The 24,628-nt window shown below is 47.2% G+C and carries 11 protein-coding genes; 10 read left to right on the top strand and 1 reads right to left on the bottom strand.

Translation table 11 applies throughout. The annotated features are described in order from the left end of the window. The first annotated feature begins 120 nt into the window (after nucleotides 1-120). From QGP82_RS34620 to QGP82_RS34610, 3 genes are all read left to right on the top strand, one after another. Complete coding sequence (locus QGP82_RS34620) at nucleotides 121-1,623, top strand: DNA recombination protein RmuC (protein WP_499062324.1); 1,503 nt, start codon at nucleotides 121-123, stop codon at nucleotides 1,621-1,623. A 99-nt stretch (nucleotides 1,624-1,722) separates the two neighbouring features. After that, nucleotides 1,723-4,971, top strand: coding sequence for a cyclic nucleotide-binding domain-containing protein (locus tag QGP82_RS34615; protein ID WP_499062323.1), 3,249 nt, complete (start codon nucleotides 1,723-1,725; stop codon nucleotides 4,969-4,971). A 740-nt stretch (nucleotides 4,972-5,711) separates the two neighbouring features. Then, entirely contained in the window at nucleotides 5,712-7,505 is a 1,794-nt protein-coding gene (locus QGP82_RS34610) for an asparagine synthetase B family protein (protein WP_163664879.1), read from the top strand. 81 nt (nucleotides 7,506-7,586) lie between these two features. On the opposite strand, the gene QGP82_RS34605 is transcribed toward QGP82_RS34610, so the two are convergent. Then, nucleotides 7,587-9,746 carry a protein kinase domain-containing protein gene (locus QGP82_RS34605; RefSeq protein ID WP_499062322.1) on the bottom strand — a complete coding sequence of 720 codons (2,160 nt, stop codon included), beginning with the start codon at nucleotides 9,744-9,746 and terminating at the stop codon, nucleotides 7,587-7,589. 154 nt (nucleotides 9,747-9,900) lie between these two features. Between QGP82_RS34605 and QGP82_RS34600 the strand changes: the two genes are divergently transcribed. The 7 genes from QGP82_RS34600 to QGP82_RS34570 all read left to right on the top strand — a co-directional run bounded on the left by QGP82_RS34600 (nucleotide 9,901) and on the right by QGP82_RS34570 (nucleotide 24,609). After that, on the top strand, nucleotides 9,901-11,352 hold the full coding sequence (locus QGP82_RS34600; protein WP_163699240.1) for an alpha-amylase family protein: 1,452 nt from the start codon (nucleotides 9,901-9,903) through the stop codon (nucleotides 11,350-11,352). A gap of 26 nt (nucleotides 11,353-11,378) precedes the next feature. Continuing rightward, nucleotides 11,379-11,753 carry a RidA family protein gene (locus QGP82_RS34595; protein ID WP_499062321.1) on the top strand — a complete coding sequence of 125 codons (375 nt, stop codon included), beginning with the start codon at nucleotides 11,379-11,381 and terminating at the stop codon, nucleotides 11,751-11,753. A 293-nt stretch (nucleotides 11,754-12,046) separates the two neighbouring features. Continuing rightward, nucleotides 12,047-13,804: a ShlB/FhaC/HecB family hemolysin secretion/activation protein gene (locus QGP82_RS34590; RefSeq protein WP_499062320.1), complete on the top strand. Its 1,758-nt coding sequence runs from the start codon at nucleotides 12,047-12,049 to the stop codon at nucleotides 13,802-13,804. Nucleotides 13,805-14,633: 829 nt separating this feature from the next. Further along, nucleotides 14,634-15,422 (top strand): PEP-CTERM sorting domain-containing protein, encoded by a 789-nt coding sequence (locus QGP82_RS34585; protein ID WP_499062319.1) that lies wholly within the window; start codon nucleotides 14,634-14,636, stop codon nucleotides 15,420-15,422. A 224-nt stretch (nucleotides 15,423-15,646) separates the two neighbouring features. Next, the gene (locus tag QGP82_RS34580) at nucleotides 15,647-18,343 is read left to right on the top strand and encodes a two-partner secretion domain-containing protein (protein WP_499062318.1); all 2,697 of its coding nucleotides are present in this window, start codon (nucleotides 15,647-15,649) and stop codon (nucleotides 18,341-18,343) included. Between the two features lie 212 nt (nucleotides 18,344-18,555). Continuing rightward, nucleotides 18,556-21,852, top strand: a complete 3,297-nt coding sequence (locus QGP82_RS34575; RefSeq protein WP_499062317.1) for a two-partner secretion domain-containing protein — start codon at nucleotides 18,556-18,558, stop codon at nucleotides 21,850-21,852. A gap of 120 nt (nucleotides 21,853-21,972) precedes the next feature. Next, nucleotides 21,973-24,609, top strand: a complete 2,637-nt coding sequence (locus QGP82_RS34570) for a CHAT domain-containing protein (protein ID WP_499062316.1) — start codon at nucleotides 21,973-21,975, stop codon at nucleotides 24,607-24,609. Nucleotides 24,610-24,628: the final 19 nt, after the last annotated feature.

Genomic DNA, 24,628 nt, shown 5'->3' with positions numbered 1-24,628 from the left:
TACGGCAGAATCAACGCAACTCACTTAAACACCTGCGCATTATGGCGGGTTGAGTAGCGATTTTACGATTGAGAATTAGGATGATACTCTATGGTGCAATAGTAAATCTGTACTTAGCCTATGCAGTGGCCGGTAATTTTTCTGGCAGGGGCAGGGTTGGGCTGTCTAATGAGTTGGCTTATTTGGCAGTCTCGATATCAAGCCGTGAGGGAACGTGCCAAGCATGATCTGGTGGCAGAACGCGCCACCATGATTGAGCAGTTACACGCTAAAGATGAACAGCTCAGCGCTCTGCAACAACAAATCCACAGTTTGCAGACCAGACTTGAACAAGAACGGCAAACGCTGACCCAGGAGGCTGCACAGCGGGCGGTGGCTGACAGTAAAGCTGCTCAGACCGCAGCTTTGCAAACAGAAAATCAACGGTTGCAGGTAGAGAAGAGCCAGCTCACAGTGCGACTGGCCCAGAGCCAAACTCAGTTACAAACGCAACAGCAGACCACCGACGAAAAGCTAGCATTGTTAAACCAAGCCCGAGAGCAAATGGTGGAGGCATTTAAGGTCCTTTCAGCTGAAGCTCTACGGACTAACAACGAGACGTTTTTGAACCTGGCCCAAACAAAACTAGGGCAGTTTCATACTCAGTCGAGCAGTGAGTTACTGCAACGACAGCAAGCCATTGATGGCCTGGTGCAGCCGTTGCAATCGTCGTTGAGCAAAGTAGAAACCTACTTGCAGGATTTAGAACGTAATCGGCTGTCGGCCTATAGTCAGCTGAGCGAGCAAATTACTCAACTGGCCACAGGACAGTTGCAGCTCCAAACGGAAACTGCCAATTTAACCAAGGCGCTGAGGGCTCCCAATGTGCGGGGTCGCTGGGGAGAAATTCAGCTGAAGCGGGTGGTAGAAATTGCGGGGATGGTTGAGCACTGTGATTTTGCCCAACAGGTCACGACCGGCAACGGTGCACTACGCCCTGATATGGTGGTGCAACTACCGCAGCAGCGCCGCATTGTTGTGGATGCCAAGGCTCCTCTGGCAGCTTACTTGGAAGCATTGGATATGACCGATGAAGCCCTGCGGCTGAATAAACTCAAGGAGCATGCCCAGCAGGTGCGTCGACATATTCAGCAACTGGGTCAAAAAGCCTACTGGGATCAGTTTCAACCCAGCCCTGAATTTGTGGTGTTGTTTTTACCTGGGGAAATCTTCTTCAGTGCTGCGCTGGAACAAGACCCTAGTCTAATCGAAGCCGGTATTGCCCAGCGGGTGATTTTAGCCACCCCCACCACACTGATTGCTTTGCTTAAGGCCGTGGCCTATGGCTGGCAGCAGGATGCCATTACAGAAAATGCTCAGCAGATTAGTACCCTGGGTCGAGAACTGTATGACCGGATGCGGGTATTTACCGGACATCTGCAAAAAATGCGGCGGGGGTTGGATTCTACCGTCGACACCTTTAATAAAGCAGTGGGATCTTTAGAAAATCGGGTGCTGGTGAGTGCGCGTAAATTTAAAGCCCTAGGAGCAGCAGCCGGTGATGACTTGGACACCATTGAACCCATCGATCGGTTACCCCGTTCTGTACAGCCTTTAGCATTAGAGGATATGGGGGAAGATTAGACCCATTCATAGCCATACACCAATACGAGATAACTAAATTCTTCATTTTTTTGTCATGGACGTTTAATAGTATGGAAAAGCTATGAACTGATGTCGTTGATGCTAACCGCGTTTAAATCTTTACAGGATAGCCGGCTGACCCAGCTGTTACTGCTTGCAGTGACGGTGTTGGTGCAGAGTGTGATGGCGATCGCGGTGGCTAATTCTATCTTTGTCAGCCAGCTGGGGGCTGAACGGCTACCGATTGCATTTATTTTGATTGGCCTCTGCTCCATGCCTGCCTATATCTGCATCAGCCAGGTGGTGCAGCGGGTTCGCAGCACTGAGCTGTTTTGTGGGGCACTGGTGGTATTGCTGATGCTGGTGGTCGCTCTGCGGCTGGCTTTGCCCCTGGATATGGCTCCTGTTTACTATGGATTACTGATTGTCAGTTTTTTTCAGTGGGATATTTGTAACAATATCCTTTACCCCAGTTTGCTGACTGACTACTTTAATACCCTGGAGTACAAGCAGTATGCTCCCTATATTGGTATTAGCCAGGCGGTGGGTGCCTTAGTTGGCGGTAGTTTGGTGGGTGGGTTATCGCGGTGGTTGAGCACCCAGAATTTACTGCTGTGTTTGCCAGTGGTGATTGCGATCGCACTGCTGCAACTCACCTATCTCGACCGTACCCAGCGCCCCCTCAGCAAACAGCCCAGTGAAACCGTTGGTGTCATCGAATCGCTCCAGTCATTTCCCGAACTGGCCAAACGCTATCCACTGGTTATTTTTCTGGCGGCCAGCAGCTTTCTGCTGGTGATCATTTACCTCAGCTCTGAATTTCTTTGGTTTAGCATCTACGGTCAGGAGTTTACACAACGGGCCCTGACTGGCTTTTTGGGCCTGATGCGAGTGGTGGTAAGCATTGTCCAAATGGTGGTGCTTTACGGTCTGACTCGGCCTCTACTGCGCTGGCTGGGGGTAGCTCGCATGAACGTGGTCTTTCCATTGACCACCCTGGCCGCATTTATGGGGCTGGGGGTCAACGGCCAGCTGCCAGCTGCCATTGGTTTACAGCTCAACAGCGATGCCCTCTATAAAGCGATTAATCTACCGGTCCATCAGCTTAACTACAACGCCATCCCCAAAGAATTTATGGGGCGGATTCGCACCTTGAGCGACGGGTTTATCTATGCCGTGGGGCTAACCTGTGCAGGCGCATTTTTATGGCTGGGTGAACATACCCTCAGTCTGGAGCAAATCACCTGGCTAGTCTGCAGTCTGGTCATGCTATTTTTGCTAGTGCGGCTGCCCATGGGACGCTTTTATACCGCTGGGCTAGAGGATCTGATTCGCACAGATGCCATTGACCTCGATCAGCTGGCCAGCCGTCAGGCGGTATTACCCCTGAAGGCAACGATTCAGACCCTGCTACAGTCAGACGAGCGCTACGACCAGATTAAAGGTCTGGAATTAGCAACGCGGGTGGGAGAACCGGGGGAGTTTTTAGACGATGTGCTGACCCTGTTGCCAGGGGCAGATCGCCAGGTGCGATCGGCGGTGGTGTCGTTATTTAGCGAAGGAGTTTCAGAAGAAGGGGTAGGGCCAAACGCTGAGCTAGAGCCAGACGAGACAGGAGAAGCCGGACTCTGGTCTGTTTGGCAAGAGCAACTGACACCAGAGCAGCCGCTCGCCTGTCGGCTAACGGCGTTGGAAATTCTCATGGTGCAGCAACAGCCGATTGCGGATGAGATTTTGGATGAGCTGATTGCGCAGGCTGATATAAGTTTGAGATCCCTAGCCATGGTGGCCAGACTGCAGGGGACCGCGCTCACGGATACGGCATTTTCAGAGATTGAACAGTATGGGCTGGATGAAGGGGTGGCAAAGGCGGTCATCCGTGTAGTGGCACGCAGTGCCGATGAAACACTGCTGGAATTTTTGACCACACGCCTTTTGCCCCACGGCAGTGCTGACACGAAACAGCTAGGCCTAGAAACCCTGGCTAAGTTGGGTGAAACCATGCCCGATGCGGCCCGCCTCAAGACCCTGGCCCTGGCTCAGCAGCATTTTTCCCACGAGCAACCTGGGGTGAGAATTGCGGCCCTCACCCTATGGCAACAAAGCCATGGGAATCTGGTGCCCCTGGCCACTGCCTTAGGCGACGTTCACCCTCGGGTACGGGAACAGGCGGCTACTTTGCTGGCGGCTAAGGGAGGTCTGACTGAGGCTAAGGAACAGCTGGGGTCTGATAATCGACAGACAGTAAATAGTGCGATCGCAGCTATCGGTAAAATTCGCACCCGCCAGGCCAGCGACATTTTGTATGCCCACCTGGCAGATGATTTTCAGCAGGTGGGTCACACCCGCCGTTGGCAAACCCAGATTCCCCAGGATGACCCCAACTGGAAGCCCCTGGCCGTTGCCATTGAAGACTATCATCAGCGGCTGATTCAAAAGGTGCTCTATGTGCTGTCCAGCCTGGGCCATAGCCGCACTGTGAATACGGTGAACCAGATTTTTGCCACCACAGACAGTCGCGATCGCTCCAATGCAGTCGAGGTATTAGCATCCCTCAGCCACCGTCGGTTTATCTTGCCACTGTTACCATTACTAGAGCAAGATACCGACGGCGTGGGGACAGCCCAAGGGTCTCAACCCTCGCTTCACTGGCTACGGAATAAAGGTTATAAGATTCTGTTAGAAGCAATTGAATCTAAAGATCGCTGGTTGCGAGCCGGAGCGTTAATCGCTTTGGCCAAAATTCCTCGGGCATCGTTAAAAGATGTAGATCCTGTGGTTCAGTCCGTGGCCCGTGACTTGTTCCCCACGCCACCCCTGCTACAGGATGTCTACACAGCACTACAGCCATCTACACCCGACACACTTATGAATCGTCTGATTATTCTCAAAGATGTCGCCCTGTTTCAAAATCTCTCTTTAGATGAGCTACTACTAATTGATGAAGCTCTTGTGCCTCAGCAGTTTATGGCAAGTACAACTATCTTTGAAGAGGGTAGCTGGGGGTCTCATCTGTATATCATCGCGTCGGGAACAGTGCAGATTGTGAAGACTGTAGATGATGAACAAAAAGAGATTAAGCAGCTGATGACAGGTAATTATTTTGGTGAGATTGCCTTGTTTGACGATGCACCCCGTTGGAATGGGGCAATTGCGAAAGATGATTGCATGTTGCTGAAGTTGGAGAAACAGCGGTTTATTAGTTTAACGACGCAGCGCCCTCACATTTTGTTGGAGATTTGCCGATTTATGAGTCAGCAACTACGGGAGACAGACAAATTTCGATCAGCAAAGAAGTTTGTGGCGAGTGGTGCCCATGTGGAGGATGAGACACTACAAAATTGTTAGAGGCTTATAATTAGTAGCGACGATAAGGATATAAGTCGGTTGACCCAATTAGCTATCAGATACAGAGGCCCCCTCCCACCTCCCAATCCTAGGCTACGGTGTATACACAAGTCCTGGATACTAGCGTTCGCGGTTGTCTAACCCCCTCTAACTCCCCCTTGGTAAGGAGGAGGACCGGAGTTTCCCCCCTTACCAAGGGGGGATTAAGGGGGGTAATGCAGGAGTTTGAACCATCTTCCGAGATGTGTGTACACGGTAGCCGATCCTAGGGGAGGCCAGACTCAAAGCTCCCAGGATTGGGGAGGGCAAAATCCACAAAGTTAAACAGCTTGTTCACACCTTATAGAGGATTGAGTTCACCCGCTTATCCTGTCTAAACAAAAGATAACTATATATTAGGAATTATCAATAAATCATCTAATTTTCATCAGTAACCAGTTGAGCCTTACTCGCAATATGCAAGCATAGAATCATTTAACGGATACCACTTAAGCAGAACATCTTCCTCAGGAAAGGAATCTGAATTCAAGCTTTTTCGCCTTCTTAGGCTAATCAAGGTTTTTGGGCCTAAGTTGGTGCCCGTTTAGAGCTAATTTTGCTCGCATAAGCTAAGTTTTTCTCTTTTTTAGCTAGTTCATCAAACAAACAGTAAATGATGTTAATTCCATAGCACTCAATATCCTCTTAAAGACTCTATCTATTGATTTTTTAAACCCAACTTATTAATCCAGACACCATCAATGAATATTTTCTTAATCGGATTAAACTGTCAAGATTACCAAATACCAAAAATACTGTCAGAGCTACTACAGCTAAAAGAATTTTTCCCTGAACTTGATCCGAATACCCTTTGGTCATTTAAGCAGAATAACTATCTTTTTACAGCCAATATTCATACATCTAGACATCTGATTGAACCAAAAGTTTATGTCAAGGAGACTGAGCAGGAAATTCTTTTATTTGACGGATGTATGATCAATCCAAGGGGTGATTTTAATGTCTACAACCTTGAGGAGCTTAACCAACACTGGCATAGCTTGAAAGATATTTTGGAAGGACAGTTTGTCATTGCCCGTATTCACAAAAACCTAGAAAGTTCATTAGAGATTATCAATGATCCCTTAGGGATGTATCAGGTCTATTACTTGAAACAGGGAAATCAGTGGTTTATTAGTAATAGTGTTTACTTGCTAAAACGTATCGGTCAAGTCAGTAAATTTGATTCGCTAGGGATCAGCCTTTATTTAACCTGGGGCTGGGCGTCTAGTGACCGCACGTTGAGAGAAGGCATTCAAGTATTGCCTCCTGGTCAACATTGGCAATGGCAAAAAGGTCACATAGAACCCCAAAAACACAAATATTTTCAGCGTGCTCGGCTTTCCCAACTACCTCAAACACACCTAACATCACAGCAACAAATACAAAGCCTTACCCACGATCTAGAGCAAATGATGAAAGCGCTAACGTATTCTTTTGGCGCTTCTGTATACTGCCCTTTAACCGCAGGTCGTGATTCTCGACTCCTGGCTTCTTTGCTTATTAAAAATAATATAGATGCAGAATTCTTTTCTCTAGTTACGTCAGAGGCAATTGATGTAGAAATCGCTAGCAAAATTGCTAAACAGTTCAAATTGAAATGGACTGTAATACAGGAAAAAAAGGAGCAAAATCTTCAAAGTTGGCTCGAAAGTGCTCAAAGGTGGATTACCAAGAGAGATGGCTTAATTTCCATCAGACAATTTCGCCCCAATGACCAGGCAGTGGACAATCAGCTAGGAGTTGTCTTAAATGGTGGCGGTGGCGAGATTGCTAGAGCGTATTACAGTAATGCAAAATTTTTCCTTCATCAAAAGAATTTTGACTATGTTTACAGGTATCTAAACGATGCCAAGCTTACTTGGCGGCGACACGATTTGCTACAGGATGAAATAGTACAAACTGCTGCTAAATATTTAAAGTGTTTTATCGAAACATCACTAGAAGAAGGCTTTAAATTAGTCGATATCCCCTGCGTTTTGTATACATATGAACGCGTTAGACGCTGGGCTGGCAGTAATTGCTCGTTGCACCCAGGTCATATCTCCTTTGCTCCCCTCTGTACTCGGCCTTTTATAAAAGCCGCTTACTCAATTCCGGCAAAACAGCGATATACAGAACCCCTACATTATCGAATCCTGAGTCTCTCACCCGAATTATGTAACATCCCTTTTGAGACTACATGGAAGATTCAACAATCAACTGTAAATTGTTGGTATGAAATCATTAGAAATTCTCTAGACTACAGATTAGTGAGAAAGATACGCCCCCGAAATAAAACAATACACAGGGCAGATTCAGAAACAGCTCAACTGATAGAAAACAAAAGGATTTACTTAAGAGACTATTGTCTAGACCACATTAATTCTCCCATTTGGGATTTTGTCAAACGTTCCGCTTTTGAGAAAATTATACCTAAACAGATAACTACACCAACACAGCGTCAGTTTACCGGCATGCTTTGGGACATCGCAACGCTGTTTCTACTATCAGAATAAATGTGCAAAATCATGGGCACTTCGACGTTGCATATGGCCCGAATCGCGCACCCCAGAGGTTAGCCCCAAAGAAGCGGGGGTCTATTTATTCCTGAGCCAAACTTTGATAGCGGGGGTTGTTCGACTAGCTGTAATAATTTGGTCGGACGACAACACCACCAAATGATCGATCAGCATGTTAAATCCAGTTAAGACCTGTTCTGCTGCACCAGTCTCTACATTCCAGATGCGTACGGTTTTGTCTGCGCTCCCCGTACTTAGAGTTCGACCATCTCGGCTAAAGACCATATCGTTAATAAAGCTGGTGTGGCCTGACAAAATGTGCAAGGGTTCACCAGTTTTGATCTGCCATTGCCGGATGGTGCCATCGGCACTGGCACTAAATAAAAATCGACCATCGGGACTAATGGCCAGGGCGTTAATAAAACTCTCATGCCCTTCCAGGGTGCGCTCCAGTTCACTGGTAGAAATGCGCCAAAGCTTAATGGTGCGATCGCTACCACCGCTAATGATGTATTGACCGTCCGATGTCACCACAAGACTATTGATGGTGCCCTGCTCAGTGGTTAGCGATTGCACCAAGTTTCCCGTGCTGGCCTGCCAAAGGTGAATCATGCCATCGGCCCCACCGCTGATCAGCAGCTGACCATCGGGCGTACGGGCAATGATATTGATGGGACCACTGTGGGCGTCAGATTCTTGCCAAAGGGGGTTGCCACTGGCAATGGTCCATACCTGGAGTGCGCCATCGGCATTACCGCTATAAAGCTGAGTTTCATCGGGGCTGAGCAGTACCGTATTGACGAAGCCCGTTTGATCGCCGAAAGTTTGCAGCACTTGTCCAGAGGTTAAATCCCACAGACGGATAGTCTTATCGGCACTGGCACTGACCATCCGTAGACCATCGGCAAACATGAGCAAGTCGTTGATGGTACCGGTGTGGGCGGATAGGGTGCGCTGGAGTTGTACCTGAAGCTGTGTAGGGTCTGGTAGCTGGACTGGGATGGGTTCAGGTTTTAGGTAATGGCGGAGTGCGATCGCACTGCCACCGACTGCTAGTAACCCCATTAAAGCGACAATGATCCAAGGCCATCGACGTTTTTGCTCCACTGGCAGCATCGTCTGCGGCAGTGTTTGCCACGATGGCGTGGTAATGCCCATTTGCAAGGCTGTCGCCTCTTTAGGGGGACGTGCACCGTTAGGCAGCGTGGTGGCGGGTAGCACTGGTGGGCCTGAGTTTGGTGGAGCAGCCCCCCGATCAGTCAACGGCTCTAGCCGCCTCAGAATATCTTGGGCCGTGGTCGGGCGATCCACCACCCGTGGAGCAATCATGCTATCGAGTAAATCCGCTAACCCAGCTGAGATTTGGGATGCATAGGAGCGCCACTCAAACCGATTGTGTAAGGGATCGTAAAGGGCCGAATCTGTCGGTACTTTGGCGGTTAATAAATAAATCAGGGTGCGACCCAAAGCATAAAAGTCAGACTGGGGTACCGCCTGACCCTGTTCCTGTTCGGGCGGCGTATACCCAGCCGAGCTAATGGCTGTGACGAGGCCACCTTTGCTCACCTGATTTAAGTAAGTTTGGGTCATTTCCCGAGCGGCCCCAAAATCCACCAAGGCCAGCTGACCGCTTGTACGAATCATGACATTGTCAGGCTTGATGTCTCGGTGGAAGTAATTTTTCTGGTGAATCTGCTCCAGAATTTCCACTAGCTGGGTCAGCCACTGTAGCGCCTGCTGTTCACGGATGGGATGATTCCCCTGCTGTATCATCCACTGGGTCAGGTTGATACCGTCAATCTTTTCCATGACGATGCAGTGCAGCGGTTCAGTCATGGTGGTGGGTGTCAGTGTGAAGTAGCCATCCTCAGTCATAAAAGGCACACCCGGATGTTTCAGCTGGATCAGTGTAGCGGCCTCCTGCTGAAACATGGACACAATTTTCGGGGTTTGGCTATGCTCAAGCCGCAGTATTTTTAGAATTTTAGGCAGGTCCCGCTCGTAGGCTTCGTAGACCATGCCAAAGCCGGTTTGGCTGCTCAGCAAGCGCATGACACGATAGCGCCCTTGTAAAAGGAGGGTTGTCCCACAAGCTTGACAGCTATTTACCTCACTATTGCCTGGGTGATCAGGCCGGGGACAATCGGGATTAATGCATAAACTCATCAGCCACCCTGAAAAACGACCTTGGTTATCCAGCCATTCCAGAACCACAAGGACGTAAATAAACTTGCCCATCCTCAGAAAGGATGCGCGGTCCTAGATAATGTACCATCCGCTACTCGGGAACCTGGTAGAAACCCTTGAATTTGAAGAGTTTATTCACCATGTCAAACGTAAAAGTAGCGGTGCTATAGCATTGTTCTGATTATCGTTGCTAACTCATGTCGCCATGTTTCGAAAATTGGCTACCTTTTGTCTGACTGCCGTCACGGTGGCAGTAACCGTCTTGTTATCGGCCAACCAGCCAGCCCAGGCTAATGTCATCCTGCATGCGTTTGATTGGAGCTATGCTACTGTGACGGAACGAGCCCCAGCGATCGCAGCTGCAGGCTATGGGGCTGTATTGGTCACGCCCCCTCTCAAATCACCGATCACACAGGAATGTCGATGGTATCAGCGCTATCAACCCCAAGATTTTAGGGTGATCAGTAACTGTGATGGGGATAAAGAGAGTTTTGTTGCCATGATTAATGCCTTATCGAAAGTGGGGGTGCTCACCTACGCCGATGTGGTGGTGAATCATATGGCGAATGAGCGCAATGGGTCGACCACCTTTCCTGGGATGGATGTATTAGATGAGTACGCTGAAGATCCTGACTATTGGGAAAGACAGCGACTATACGGCGACTTAGACGGTGGTTTGTTTAACTCCCAAGATTTTCATGCGCCCAAATGCATTCGCAACTATGGCAACCGCGATGAGGTCGTTAAGGGACGTATTTGTGGTGCAGGAGATGATCCCGGTTTACCCGATTTAAGAGATACCGTATCGGGAGATAACTGGGTGTTGGAGCAACGGAAACACTATGTTCAAACACTTTATGATCTGGGTGTACGTGGGTTTCGGGTAGATGCTGCCAAACATATGCCCAACGCAGCGATTCGATATTTTATCCCCGATGAGATTGCCAATAATACTCAAATTTTTGCAGAGATCATTACCACAGGGGGGGTGGGAGACCATGAATATAATTTGTTTCTGGAGCCCTATTTGAGAGAATTACCGGCTAGCTTTGCAGCCTATGATTTTCCGTTGTTGAATGCGATCAAACAAGCCTTTAGCGTTGGCAGGCCCCTATCGGAGATTGCACAGCCCTATGATACCGGTAATGCTCTAGAAAATAGCCGAGCTGTGACTGTGGTGACCACCCACGATATTCCCTATAACGATCCGTTTCGTTATTTGATATTAGACCCTGTAGATGAAGATCTGGCCTACGCCTACATTATGGGACGGGATGGTGGAACGCCCATGGTGTTTGATGATGGGACGACGGCTGCTCCCCCATTTGGGCAGACGGATGGGGGTCGTTGGCAAGGGGTTTGGAATCGCGATCGCATGGTCCGCATGATCACGTTCCACAATCGTATGCAAGGCATCAGCATGGAGGTACTACACGCCGATGACTGCACCCTCCTATGGCGACGCGAGGAAGAAGGTATTGTTGCTATCAACAAATGTGAAGAGCCTCGAAAGATTACCGTAGATACGCAGTTTAAGTTTAAGTGGTTTCATCCTTATCAAGATAGTCTGACAGAGGACCCGCCGATTGAGATTACGGAGTCTTCATTTACATTTGAAGTACCTGCACGCAGGGCTCGTATGTGGTTTGCGATTTGATTAAAACTGATTTTGGGATAAGTTAGATGGCAATTGAACGGAAAAACTATGACCATTTAGGTCCGGTTGTAGGACCTTATTCCCATGCGGTAAAGCATAATGGGACACTTTATGTGTCTGGGACAACGGCATTTGGCTCACCCGCTCAGGGACAGTCCATTGATCAGCAGGCGGAGTTTATTTTCTCTCAGTTGGGAAAGTTGGCCGAAGTTGAGAATACGAGTTTGGCATCGTTGTTGAAAGTGACAATTTTTGTGACTGAGCTAGAAGGGATTGATGGATTACGACAGGTGTTGTTTCGTCATTATGGCGAGCATTTACCTGCTAGTTCTTTGGTACAGGTGAAGAGTTTGTTTTCACCGGAGGTATCGATCGAAATTGAGGCAGTGTTTGCTATCTAGAGTGCTCACCAACATGCTACAGATTCTCCGTTAGTTTTTAGCACCCAAAGCGATTTTCCTAGAAAACTCTAACATTCTGACAGCAAATCCCCAGTTCCAAAACTATCGATTTTGCCCAATTGTGACGTGCGAAGTCGGTCGCATCGTTTCCTCCAGCTTAGTAGTACTGCGCAATAACCAGCGATGCCAAGTGCTGGGACGGATATAAAGCTTTATCAACCAATGCTGGCTTACTCTAGTGTATAGGCCTAAAACTATGTATTCTTTGAATACAAGAAATCTGTGTGCCCCCTATGACCTCTGCCTCTCCAGTGCACTGGCTGCAGCATGCATTAGCACGTTTTATTTTGCCAATAACGACGTGTTTAGCATTAGTGGGTTGTACTACAGCGGCGATGGCACAGTCGCTTCCTCCTTCTGGCGATTTGCCCTCCCCAGTTGAGCCAACGGTGCCGCCGCCTGAGCCATTAGAGCCCGAACCGCTGCCCTCCGAAGTGCCGTTAGATTTAGCTCCGACGGAACCGTTTGATAGTACAGATTTAACGGTGTGTCCGCCTCTGACTCCGACGGAAGAACCTGCATTTTTGGTGAGCGATATCGAAGTGTTGGGTAGTACGATACTGTCTGACCAGATTGCCGCTCAGATAGATTGTTATATCAATCAACAACTAACTCTGACAGATTTATTGACATTGCGATCGCGCATTACTCAAGTTTATGTGCAGGCTGGCTACATCACCTCAGGAGCATTTTTACCCAATAATCAAGACCTCAGCGATGGTAGCGTCACAATTCAAATGATTGAGGGGCAAATTGAAGATATTCAGGTCAATGGTTTAACCCGGCTGCGGCAAGGGTATGTTCGCGATCGTATTGCCCGTGCTACTGAAACCCCGATCAACCAATCCGAGTTAGAAGCCGGTCTTCAGCTGTTACAGCTAGACCCTCTCCTCGATCAGGTTAATGCTGAGCTTACCTCAGGCAGTTCACCTGGCCTCAGCCTATTGATTTTAGATATACAAGAAGCTGATCCCTTTACAATTTCCTTTACCGCCGACAACTATCGTGCCCCCAGCATCGGTTCAGAGCAGGGCACAATCGCTGCCAACTACACCAATATTTTGGGTCTTGGCGACCGACTTTCAGGCTCCTTTAGCCTTAGTGAAGGATTAGACCTGTACGATGTGAGCTATGAGGTGCCGATTAATGCCAGTAACGGTACCGTCAGGGCTCGATTTAGCAATAGCGATAGCCGCATTGTTGAAGATCCCTTTGATGATATCGACATTCGCAGCGATGCAAGAACGGTATCTTTAGGTGTACGTCAGCCCCTATGGCAAAGCCCAGAAGAAGAGTTTGCCCTGGGGTTAGATTTTGACTGGCGGCGAAGTCGAAGCTTTATTTTGGATGATATTCCCTTTTCATTTTCAATTGGGCCAGAAGATGGCAAATCACAGGTGAGTGTACTACGGTTTTATCAGGACTGGGTGAAACGGGATGATAAACGGGTATTGGCGGCCAGGTCACAGTTTAGTCTAGGTCTAGATTTATTTGATGCCACAGTGAACGATAGCGGCACTGATGGTCGCTTTTTTGCATGGCAGGGTCAGTTTCAGTGGGTGGAGCAGCTATCGCCTCGGTTGCTGATGTTAGGTAGGGTAAACGGTCAGCTAACGCCAGATTCGTTGTTACCGATTGAGCGATTTAGTGTGGGCGGCATTGGTACGGTGCGGGGCTATACGCAAAATAAGGTAGTAGCTGATAATGCTCTGACGGGATCGCTGGAGTTGCGGGTGCCGATTTCGGGTTCTCCCAATGTTTTACAACTGACTCCGTTTATTGAAGCGGGTACAGGATGGAATAATCGGACAGCAGACCCGGACCCGTCATTTTTACTGGGGACAGGCTTGGGTCTGCGATGGCAGATTTCACCAGAGTTGTTTGTCCGGTTAGATTATGGGATTCCGTTAGTGAATGATGACAATTCAAATGATTCTCTACAAGAAAGTGGATTTTATTTTCTCTTCAGCTTTCAACCCGACTATCTTTAGAGGTTCAAGCTCTTTAAAAATCAAGCTTAAACTAGAGAGAACTGGCTTACAAGGCTTGTTCAGGCGTCAGTTTTCTGTTGTTTTCTGAAAGTACAGTAATGATAAGACATGCACCTTTGCGCATCGGATTTGCTAACAGAGAAACCAATATAGGTGCAAAAGTGAATGAAATTGATAGGTTCAAGAGCCTATGACTTTAACAGTTGAGTTGGCAGTAGCATTTCTCATGAAGCGATCCCCCAGATTCAGCCAGTCAGCGTTTTGATGGAAATTCAGATAATTCATTGCAAGAAAATGAAGTTTATTTTCTCTTTAATTTTCAAACTGAATGTTTCTAGAATTTTCATACTACGTGGGAGTCATCAATGTTGCTGAAAGTCTTCTGGAATCAGTGAAAAGTAGGTGATTTTTTGAGGAAAAATCTCAATTTTGAGGTGATTTAGTGAAAAATAGGTCGTAATAGTGTAAAAAATAGCTTTAAATAAAGTTATTTGAGGCTATTGTTTGCTTGCTGCCTGTTAGTCTTTCTTACTCCAGATGCTAGTAAGCATCGGGTACACAAAGTTTACTTGTTTCTTACACTAATGAAATGTCCTTTACTAAGGAAACATCAATCTGGGATGTGGTATCTAGTATTTTGTACATAGATGAAAGTAACTTGGTCAGCAACTGAGTTTTAGTGTGGTTGCGATTTTTAAAGTTCAAAGCTTGATGCATAGCTTCGAACTTTAAATCTAAGTTACTAATGCCGGGGACAGTTTGAGACACTGAAGGAAGTTCTCAAATCAGTTTTTAGTAAATGTGATGTTGACTGGCTAGAAGAAAACAAATGAAATTTGCAAAATTGATGGCTTTGACTGCCCTATCTTCTGTAGGTATAGGGATGATTGCAGTACAACCAGCAGATGCTTTTCTGTTTGGTGGAAGCTTTGGCAATGGCACCAGTATGAATGGAGACGATTTTTTGGTAAGCCTGGAGATATCTGACCTTAAATCTGACAATGGCGCTGCTAATGGTAATCAGGTCCCAATTATCGATACTACGATTGACCCTGTAAGCAATACAGATACTAATCTGTCCAAAGGGCTATTTGAGGGAGCTATTGAAAACTTTGTTATAGAAGGCCCAAGTCCAGATGCAAATATGGGGCCGATTGTTTATCGTTTTGCTCCGCAATCTGAACTGAATCTGGAAGCAATCCTCAAGGAAAATGGTGATATTGAATATTACTTTCTCTTACCTGATGGCACCAATATTTTTGACAAAGCTGCTGCTGATGCTGCTAGAGCTGCCGATAGTGACACAACAGATGCTGTAGAAAACGCCGAAGGAGCTTTCTTCAAACTTGAGGCTGCTGATATTGCAGCTAGTAGCATTGATTCTAATTTAGCTGTCAATGATTTAACATACATACTGACTAATGAAATTCCAAGTGTCTCTACAGGTGCTCTTATACCTGAAGACTCATTTGTTCCTACTACTGATGAAGTAGTTGATGTAGAGTATACTAGCCGTCCTACTGACAACGTTGCTGTACCTGAACCTGGAACAGTAGCAGGTCTATTCGTATTTGGTATGGTTAGTGTAGCCGCAGCAATCAATAAGAAGAAAAAGTAATTCCTGGGATAAACCAACTGTATCAAACGATAATTACGAGCTTGAACATAATGATTTAATTCAAGCTTGTTCTGTACTAAATGCTTTAGAAATGTTCATCTTGTTCATGTAGATGACTAATCTATAGTCTAGGTAATAACATGGGTCAGATAAGCCACTTGGGTTGATCTGACCTAATTTTTGATATATCTTATTGCAAGGTAGCATACTCTCTAGAATGCATTATGAATAGGCAATGGTGGTTTCTTGGCTATTTTTTGAGCTTAGGTTCTTTAACCTTTCCTGGAGCTAGTACTGCCCAGCAAGTTGTGCCAGATACAACATTGCCAATTAATACCATTGTTGACATTCCAGGATGTTTACCTGCTTGCACAATCACTGGTGGAACTCCTCAAGGAACCAATCTCTTTCATAGTTTTTCTGAGTTTTCAATACCTAATGGGGGAGCAGCTACTTTTAATGAGGCAGCAGTCATTGAGAATATTTTTAGCCGAGTTACAGGAAGTCTAGCATCAGATATTAATGGTTCGATTAGTAATAATGACGCAAATCTGTTATTGATTAATCCGAATGGTATTGTTTTTCAACAAAATGCTTCTCTAAATATTCAGGGCTCTTTCTTAGCGACAACAGCAGAGATTATTAATTTTACTGATGACACCCAATTTAGTGCTATTCCAACCCAGACTCCTTCTTTATTAACTGTTACGACACCTATTGGCCTAGGATTTGGGGCTGTTCCAGGGGATATTATCAACCGTTCATTTGTTATCGATAATGTATTGCTTGGAACAGTCCCAGTAGGTTTACGAGTTCCAACAGGTGAAACAGTTGCGTTGCTAGGTGGCTCTGTATCATTGGAATTGGGTGCAATAACTGCAGAGGGTGGGCGTGTTGAGTTGGGTGGTGTGGATGGTAACAGTACTGTTCAAATATCACCTCTAACCCAGGGCTTTGAGTTCAATTATGACAATGTTGCAGATTTCCAAGATATTAATGCAACTGCTAGTCTGATTAACTCTTCGGGAATTTCAGGTGGCAATATACAAATCCAAGGTCAAAACATTGCTTTGAATCAAGGTACCCAAGTTTTTAATGCTACTCTTGGAGGCCCTCCTGGCAGCGTGGTTTTAACTGCCTCTGAGTCTGTTGCTCTGGATGGCACTGCACCATCTGGGCCTACGGCAGTTGTAAACCTTGTGTTTGGGCCTTTCTCGAATGAGGAAGCTTCATTGACAATTGATACTCAGCGATTATCCATTACTAATGGTGCTCAAGCAGCTACTGATACTTCTGGACCAGGACGAGGGGTAGATTTAAAGGTCAATGCAATAGAGTCAGTCAGTTTGACGGGTAGTGGCCCCTTCGGTCAAAGTGGTTTATTCGCTCAAGTGAATCCTGGTGCAACGGGTGATGGTGGAGTATTGACTTTGATAACGAGAACTCTTTCTGTGCAAGATGGTGCTCAGATTTCAACGACTACAGCTGGTCAAGGAACTGCTGGTGATTTGTTTGTCCAAGCTTCAGATATTGAACTGATAGGTACCATACCTGGGAGTAATATTCCTAGTGGGTTATTTGCTCAAGTATCCTCTGGTGCGACAGGTGATGGAGGTAAACTTACTCTAACTGCTGATCAATTAACTGTCTTAGACGGTGCTCAAATTGCTACTACAGCCCGTAGTGATGGTCAAGGTGGTATCGCAACCATCAACGTTTCAGATACTATTCGCCTAAATGGTGCTGCCGAGACAGCTAGTTTAAACCTTGGCAGAAGTGGTATTTTTGTCGGAGCTGACTTAGGTGCGACTCAGCCAGGGGGAGATCTAAATCTTACAGCCGATACGTTAATTGTTGAGAATGGTGCCAACATTTCAGCAGACAACATTGGTACAGCTGATACAGGTGCAAATATCGAGTTAACTATCAGAGAATTAATTGTCCAGAGCGGTGGCCGTATTGGTGCTGGTTCCACACTGGGTACACCCCCTAAGGGCGGTCAAGGCCCAGGTGGCACATTAACAGTCAACGCCTCTGAATCAGTTACTGTAACCGGCACTGGTACCGTGGGCACTGAGCCTGTTCAAAGCACAATCACGACGGTTGCCGAAGGTGACGGCGACGGTGGCACACTCCAAATTACAACCCCCAGATTGAATATTGAAAATGGTGGAGAAGTCAGTGCCCGTGCATTGAGCCAGGGTACAGCCGGTAACATCATCTTGATAATTCCCAACGACCTGCTTGTCACTAATGGTGACATCCGTACCGATTCCGCCGAATCTGCTGGAGGAACCATCACCATTGATGCAGGTAATATTCTCCTCTCTGGTGATGGTGATATTCGTACCAATGTTGCCAGCGGTGCAGGCAGTGGCGGCACAATTTTTATCGCAGCAGATACCTTGATCGCCTTAGACGACAGTGACATTCTTGCCTTTGCTGAAGACGGGGCAGGTGGCGACATTACACTGCCTGCTTTCTTTGGTGAAGATTTTGAACCTGCTCCCCCAGGCACCGACCCTGATACCCTGGATCTCAATGGCGATGTCGATGTTAACGCCACAGGTCAGTTAGCCTCAGGTGCGATCACTTTTCCCGAAATTAGCTTTATCGAAAATAGCCTTACTGAACTTCCAGAAAATCTCATTGATGCCACTGCGCTGGTTGCCAATAGCTGTATTGCTCCAGTTGCCCAAAGTAGTGGTCGCCTGACGATTACAGGGGCTGATAGTATTCCCCAGCATCCTAGCAATGCAAGTGTTGCCAACATTCCTACTGGCACTGTCCGCGCATTACCTCGTGAGACTGCCGCAGTTGAAACAGATACAGGTTGGAAGTTTGGCGATCCAATATCAGAACCCCAGAGTCTTTATCAATTGCCTGATGGTCGCATTGTCTTGAGTAGACAATGCCCATAGGGGTTGTGCTGTAGAGATAACTTGCATTTACTGTTCTATCTTAAACTCTAGAAAATAGTAAAAAAGCTTAGGAATTAGAGCTTTTATGGTGCGAATCACCAGTTATCTACATAGGAATTGTTAATAGTGTAAATTAGGCCTCTATTCTTTCAAATAAGTCACTGGTATGCTGCTTGTATAGACATACATATCCTGGGTGAGGAGTGTGGTGCATGTTTCCTAACTGGCAGGGCTGGAAAAAGAGTGCTGGCCTCATAAGCGCAACCCTAGTGACGCATATCGTTTGTCAGATTGCACTGCCAAACACTGTAGTGGCTCAGATTATTCCTGATCCTAGTCTTGGATCTGATAGCTCAGAATTTAATGCCAACCGAAACCGCATTCAAGGTGGGGCCGTTCGTAACGATACGTTACTGTTCCATAGCTTTCAAGAATTTAATGTTCCGGAGAACGAACGCATCCAGTTCTCTGTGGAAGATGATATTGAATCCATTTTTACCCGAGTTACTGGTAGTAATCGCTCTGAAATTCTTGGCGAAATTCGGATTCGTAATGATGGTGATGCAAACCTATTTCTCCTTAATCCCAACGGAGTTTTTATTGGCCCTGACGCAGAGTTAGATATTGAAGGCTCATTTGTGGCCACCACTGCTGATGGTATCGAATTTGGAGACTTTACCTTTAGCGCCGCAGACGGCGGTAATGCACTTCCCGATGGCAATCTACTCGTTATACGGCCATCAGCATTACTCTTTAATGCACTACCCGAACCGATCACTGTTCAATCTGACCTGAAGCTTAAAAATGAAATGCAGCTTCAACTGGTGGGTGGCGACATTACCCTTGAAAGGCTTGGCAGGGGAGATATAGAACTTCGCACTCGCGGCGGTATTATCGAAGTTCTGGCACTTGATGCCCCTGGGCGTGTCAGTTTTGTTGACGGTAGATTGGACGTTCCTGATAACATTAGTCGGGCTGATATCACCCTGGATGATGCTGAAATTAATGTTGAAGGTAGGGGTGATGGTGATATTAATCTCTACGGAGATAGGATCACTTTACAGGATAGTACCCTCAAGGCTGGACTCCGGGGCAATCGTGGTACCGTAGATCGCCAAGTAGGAGATATTGTTGTGGATGCTACAGAGAGTATTGTTGCAACTGAATCAACGATACGCAGCAATATCGATAGTGGTACCGAAGGTGTTCGTGGCAATATTAGACTCCACTCTGACGGTGATATTCGACTCTTGTTGACCGAAATTAATACTGAGGTAAAGGGGACAGAGATCACTCTTCCTGACGAATCGGCTGATGTGGGGAGTATTACGCTAACAGCTCTAGGAGACTTAATTGTAGATACGTCAAGAATTGGTAGCTCTATTAATAAAGTCGGCAGCAGTACCCGTGAAGGAGAGAACCCATCGGGTAGTGTGACGGTGAATGCAGCTTCTTTACTGATGAGAACGGCTGAAGGCACATCTACGTCTGATCAAGCGCGTATCTCTACGAGTACCAATGGAAATGGGGATGGTGGCGTTGTCACCATTAATGTGGGTCGCCTGACCATGATTGGTCCTGGTAGGTCCGGATCTAGTGGGATTTCTTCTAGCTCTAGCAGTCGAGCGACTGGTGATGCTGGCTCTGTTTTGATTACGGTTACAGGCCCCATGCTGATGACTCAGCGTGGCAAGATTGAAACCGTGATTCAAGGCAGGTCCTTACTTCCCCGCCGTGGTGGCAATGTTGTGATTCGTGCTGAATCCTTACGTGTGCTAGATAACAGTGCTATTTCTGCGCGTAATACAACCGTGGGTGAAGCTGGCAACATTGTTATCACGCTCGATCAGGCGTTAGAGGTAAGTGGCAGCAGCTCCATTAACGCGTTTACTCGTAGGTTTCGAGATCCGGATGCTGCGCCTGACGATATAGGGGGCAGCATCGAGATCAACGCTGATACCGTTTCGTTATCTCAACAGGGCAAGATTGAGGTTTCAACAGAGGGTGAAAATACTGCGGGGCGCATTGATATTACAGCGAATACCGTTAATATCAGCGACCAGTATATTTTAGGAGAAACCCGTACTCCCTCCAGCGGCTTGTTTAGCCGCAGTTTGCCCACAGCTACAGGGGCTGGGGGAGATATTATTGTCACGGCTGATCTGCTGCGGGTGCAGGGCAATGCAGTTATTAATACGAGTACCGAAAGTGACTTACGCGGTGGCGATATTGATATCACGGCTAATCGGGTGCAGTTGCTGGATGGTGGGCAGCTAGTGGCCTCTACCTTTGATGATGGTGAGGCTGGAAGTATTGAAGTGACTGGCTTAGAACAGATTTTAATTGCAGGCGAAGATCCTAGTTTTGGTCAACAGGTTGATAATGCAGAACGTCTCTTCGGAGAAAGTGATATTGACAATATAAGGGATGCGATTAATCGTGAAGGGGCTAATGGTTTGGCGCTGAATAATTCTGACAATCCAGCGCCAAGTGGGATTTTTACGGTTACTGAAGGATCGGGTAACGCTGGTAGTGTAATTCTTAGGGAAGCCTCTGATCGTACCCTGAATATCTTAATGCGAGATCGAGCTGCCATCAGTGCTCGGGCGCTAAACCAGGGAGATGCTGGAGACATTACTGTGGATATTTCTGGAGACCTGAGCGTTGCCAATAGCGATATTCGTACCGATGCGGTTGAATCTGCTGGTGGATTTATTGATATTGGTGCTGGCAGATTGTTGATCATGGATGGTGCAACTATTGGTGCCCAAACCTCAGGACCAGGGGATGCTGGGGGTATTATTATTGATATCGTGGGGCCATTAGAAATTTCTGACAGTGATATTCGTACCGATGCTGCTGAAGCCGCTGGAGGCAGCATTAATATTGGTGCTGGCACAGTTTTAATGACGGGGGATGGTGATATTCGCACCAATGTTGCTAGCGGTGCTGGTAATGGTGGCAACATTGTTGTTGTTGCCGAAGTTTTAATTGCTCTGGATGACAGTGATATTCTTGCCTTTGCTCAAGATGGTGCGGGAGGAAATATTACCTTGCCTATCTTCTTTGGCCAGAACTTTGTGCCGTCATCATCTGGCGATGGTCCTAATAACCTGGATCTCAATGGTCGTGTGGATGTTAATGCTAGTGGCCAGCTTTCTTCTGGTGTCATTACTTTTCCCGACGTTAGCTTTATCGAAAATAGCCTGACAGAACTACCTGACACCTTGATTGATACTGAATCTTTGGTGGCCACTAGCTGTATTGCTCAGGTGGCGCAAAGCGGCGGCAGTCTTGTGGTAACGGGTGCTGATGGTATTCCGCTACAGCCTGGCAATAGAGGCATTGCCACTATTCAGACAAATACTGTGCGGACGCTATCGAATAGTTCTATGGCAGCTTCAGCAGAGGCTGAAAGCCAGATGTTGGGTGCTCCCATTGCGGAACCTCAGGCTGTTTATCAATTGTCTGATGGTCGTTTGGTGTTGAGTAAAGATTGCGAGGGGTAGTTTTATGGCGTTGCTTATTCCGCTTTAAACCCACCCGCTTTAAACATATTATGTAGCACTGCGAATTGGATCCAGATACTCTCCCATAAAATCTAGATGCGACTTCTGCCAATCTGTACTATGTTCCCCAACTTACGTAAACCGAAGCTGCGAAAAATCCTTGTAGCACTCTGTATTGTTAGCTTTACGGTGTGTATTTGGTTCAATGGCTTATGGGTGCCACAGCGGGTGGCCCAGGCGATTGATATTCCTGGACTGGTGCAAAGTGGTGTCGATGACTATAGGGCAGGGGAGTATAGCCGAGCGATCGCAACCTGGCAACAAGCCTTAGATGCTGTTGATCCTGATAATCTCACACACCAGAGTATTCTGCTAGAAAACCTGGCCCGTGCCCATCGCCAAATTGGACAATTTTCCCAGGAGATCACCTATTGGGAACAGGCCATTGAGCGCTACGAACAACTGGGAGATTTGCAAGCATTGGGCCGTTCTCTAACCGAGCAAGCCCAGGCCTATAATCAGCTGGGACAGCATCGCCGGGCGCTAGCGCTATTATGTGGAGAAACCATTACCGATTGTAACCAGGGGAGTGCTCTCCAGATTTCCCAGGCACTTACCGATGCAGGGGGAGAAGCTGCTGCCCTGGGCAGTCTTGGAGAAACCTATCGCCTGACTGGTAACTATGAACAGGCGATTGTTGCCCTTAACCAAAGCCTCACGGTGATTGATGTGGTGGGCACAGATCGTTTCAATGCCAGGGCTGCGGTGCTTAACAGTTTGGGAAATACCTATGCCGCCCAAGCCCAGGTAATCCGTCGCCGTGCCGAATCCGCTGATACTCAAGGAGACCTGCGGGCTGCTGGGGAACTGACCGCACGGTCCAATACCCAAACTCAGCAGGCGGTTAAATTTTTGCGGCAGAGCTACAATGCTGCCAAAAACACCAGTGGCGTCGCTGCCCAGGTGCGATCGCTACTTAATCTGATTCCCCTTTACCAATCACTCAACCAGGCAAACGACGTATCTCAGGCTCAACAAACGACCCGCAGTTTGATTGCCAATCTGCCAGACTCCCAAGAAAAAGTGTTTGCCATCTTAACCCTGGCGGGTTATTTGGAGCCTCAGTCAACACGGCAATGCCCTAGTGCGACGGTTGTTGCTCAGCAAACTGAGCTGTTGGAGAATGGGATCGCAATTTCTAGAACCATCCAAAGTGCTCGGGCTGAATCCTTTGCCCTGGGGCAGCTTGGCAACCTATATGAACGTTGTGGAGACGACACAAAAGCTCTGAAATTCACCCGGCAAGCACGTTTGGTGGCAGACCAGGACCGGTCTTCTCAAGATAGTTTATACCTGTGGGCCTGGCAGCAGGGTCGAATTCTTGAAGCCCAGGGTAATTCAGAGGCCGCTAAAGTAGCTTACACGCAAGCCCTGGAGATTCTCGATGCTATCCGCAGCGATATTCTCAATTCTAATCAGGAGTTACAGTTTGACTTTCGCGATCGCGTAGAGCCCATTTACCGAGAATTTGCCTCCCTCAAGCTTCAGGAGTTACCCACCTCCGTACCCATCTCCAAAGATGTGGAATCTAAGAGTGTGGATAGTGTTCTAGCCACCTTAGATTCTCTCAAACTAGCAGAACTGCAAAACTATTTTGCCAATGATTGTGTCATTGTCCCCAATGCCACACGGGTGGATACGGTGGGTGAAAAGTTGGCCACGGCGGTAATTAGCACTGCAATTTTACCTAACCGCACGGCGATTATTGCCAGCTTTCCCAACGGTCAACAACAGATCGAATGGATCAACATCAAACAAGAGGACCTGGTTGAGGAAATCAATGGACTACGGTTTGCCCTAGAAGATAGCAGGCGATTCACTCGCGCCAATGCCTATAAAGCTCCATCTCAAAAGCTGTATGACCAATTGGTTCGTCCCTTTGAAGCGATGCTAAATCAGCTACAGGTCAATGAGCTTGTGTTCATTAACGATGGTATTTTGCGCAGTATTCCCATGGCCGCTCTCTTTGATGGGCAACAGTTTTTAATTGAGAAATTTGCGATCGCAACCACACCAAGTTTGACGCTAACAGATCCCAATATGTTGAACCGCAATAATCTCAATGCGCTTATTCTGGGATTGAGCGAAGAATCCTATGTCAATGATCAATACTTTCAGCCCCTTAGTGAAGTGGATGATGAAGTGGCCACAGTTAACGCTCAATTTCCTGGCAGTAAAGTATTGCGCAATAAAGAATTTTCAGAAACTAACCTGCGTAAAGCATTACAAGATAAAAGTTACCGGATTTTGCACATTGCCACCCACGGTAGTTTTGGAGCCGAGCCCAAAGACAACTTTATTGTCACTGGGCAAAAGATTGACGAGAGAAACCATAAGGCTCTAACCATTAGTGAACTGGATGCTCTGATTCGTAGTGTTTCGTCCATCGATAGCGAGCCCATTGACCTGCTGACGTTGACGGCCTGTGAAACCGCTATTGGTGATGGTCGGGCTACTTTAGGACTGGCCGGTGTGGCTGTGCGGGCGGGGGTGAGAAGTGCGATCGCGTCCCTATGGGCGGTTAATGATGCGGCTACAGCTGAACTGATTACTCGCTTTTATAACCATCTCCTGGATCCCAATCTCAGTAAAGCAGAAGCTCTCCGTACCGCTCAACTGGAGATTATTCAAGCGGGTGAATATTCTAAAAGTCCCTATTATTGGGCTCCCTTTATTTTGATTGGTAATTGGCTGTAGGAAAGATGGCCGTGGAGCC

It is taken from the genome of Leptothoe sp. LEGE 181152, assembly GCF_032906605.1.
GTDB classification, from domain to species: domain Bacteria; phylum Cyanobacteriota; class Cyanobacteriia; order Phormidesmidales; family Phormidesmidaceae; genus Leptothoe; species Leptothoe turfae.
The sequence above is the reverse complement of the archived record's forward strand: the minus strand, read 5'-3'. Positions and strand labels throughout refer to the sequence as shown.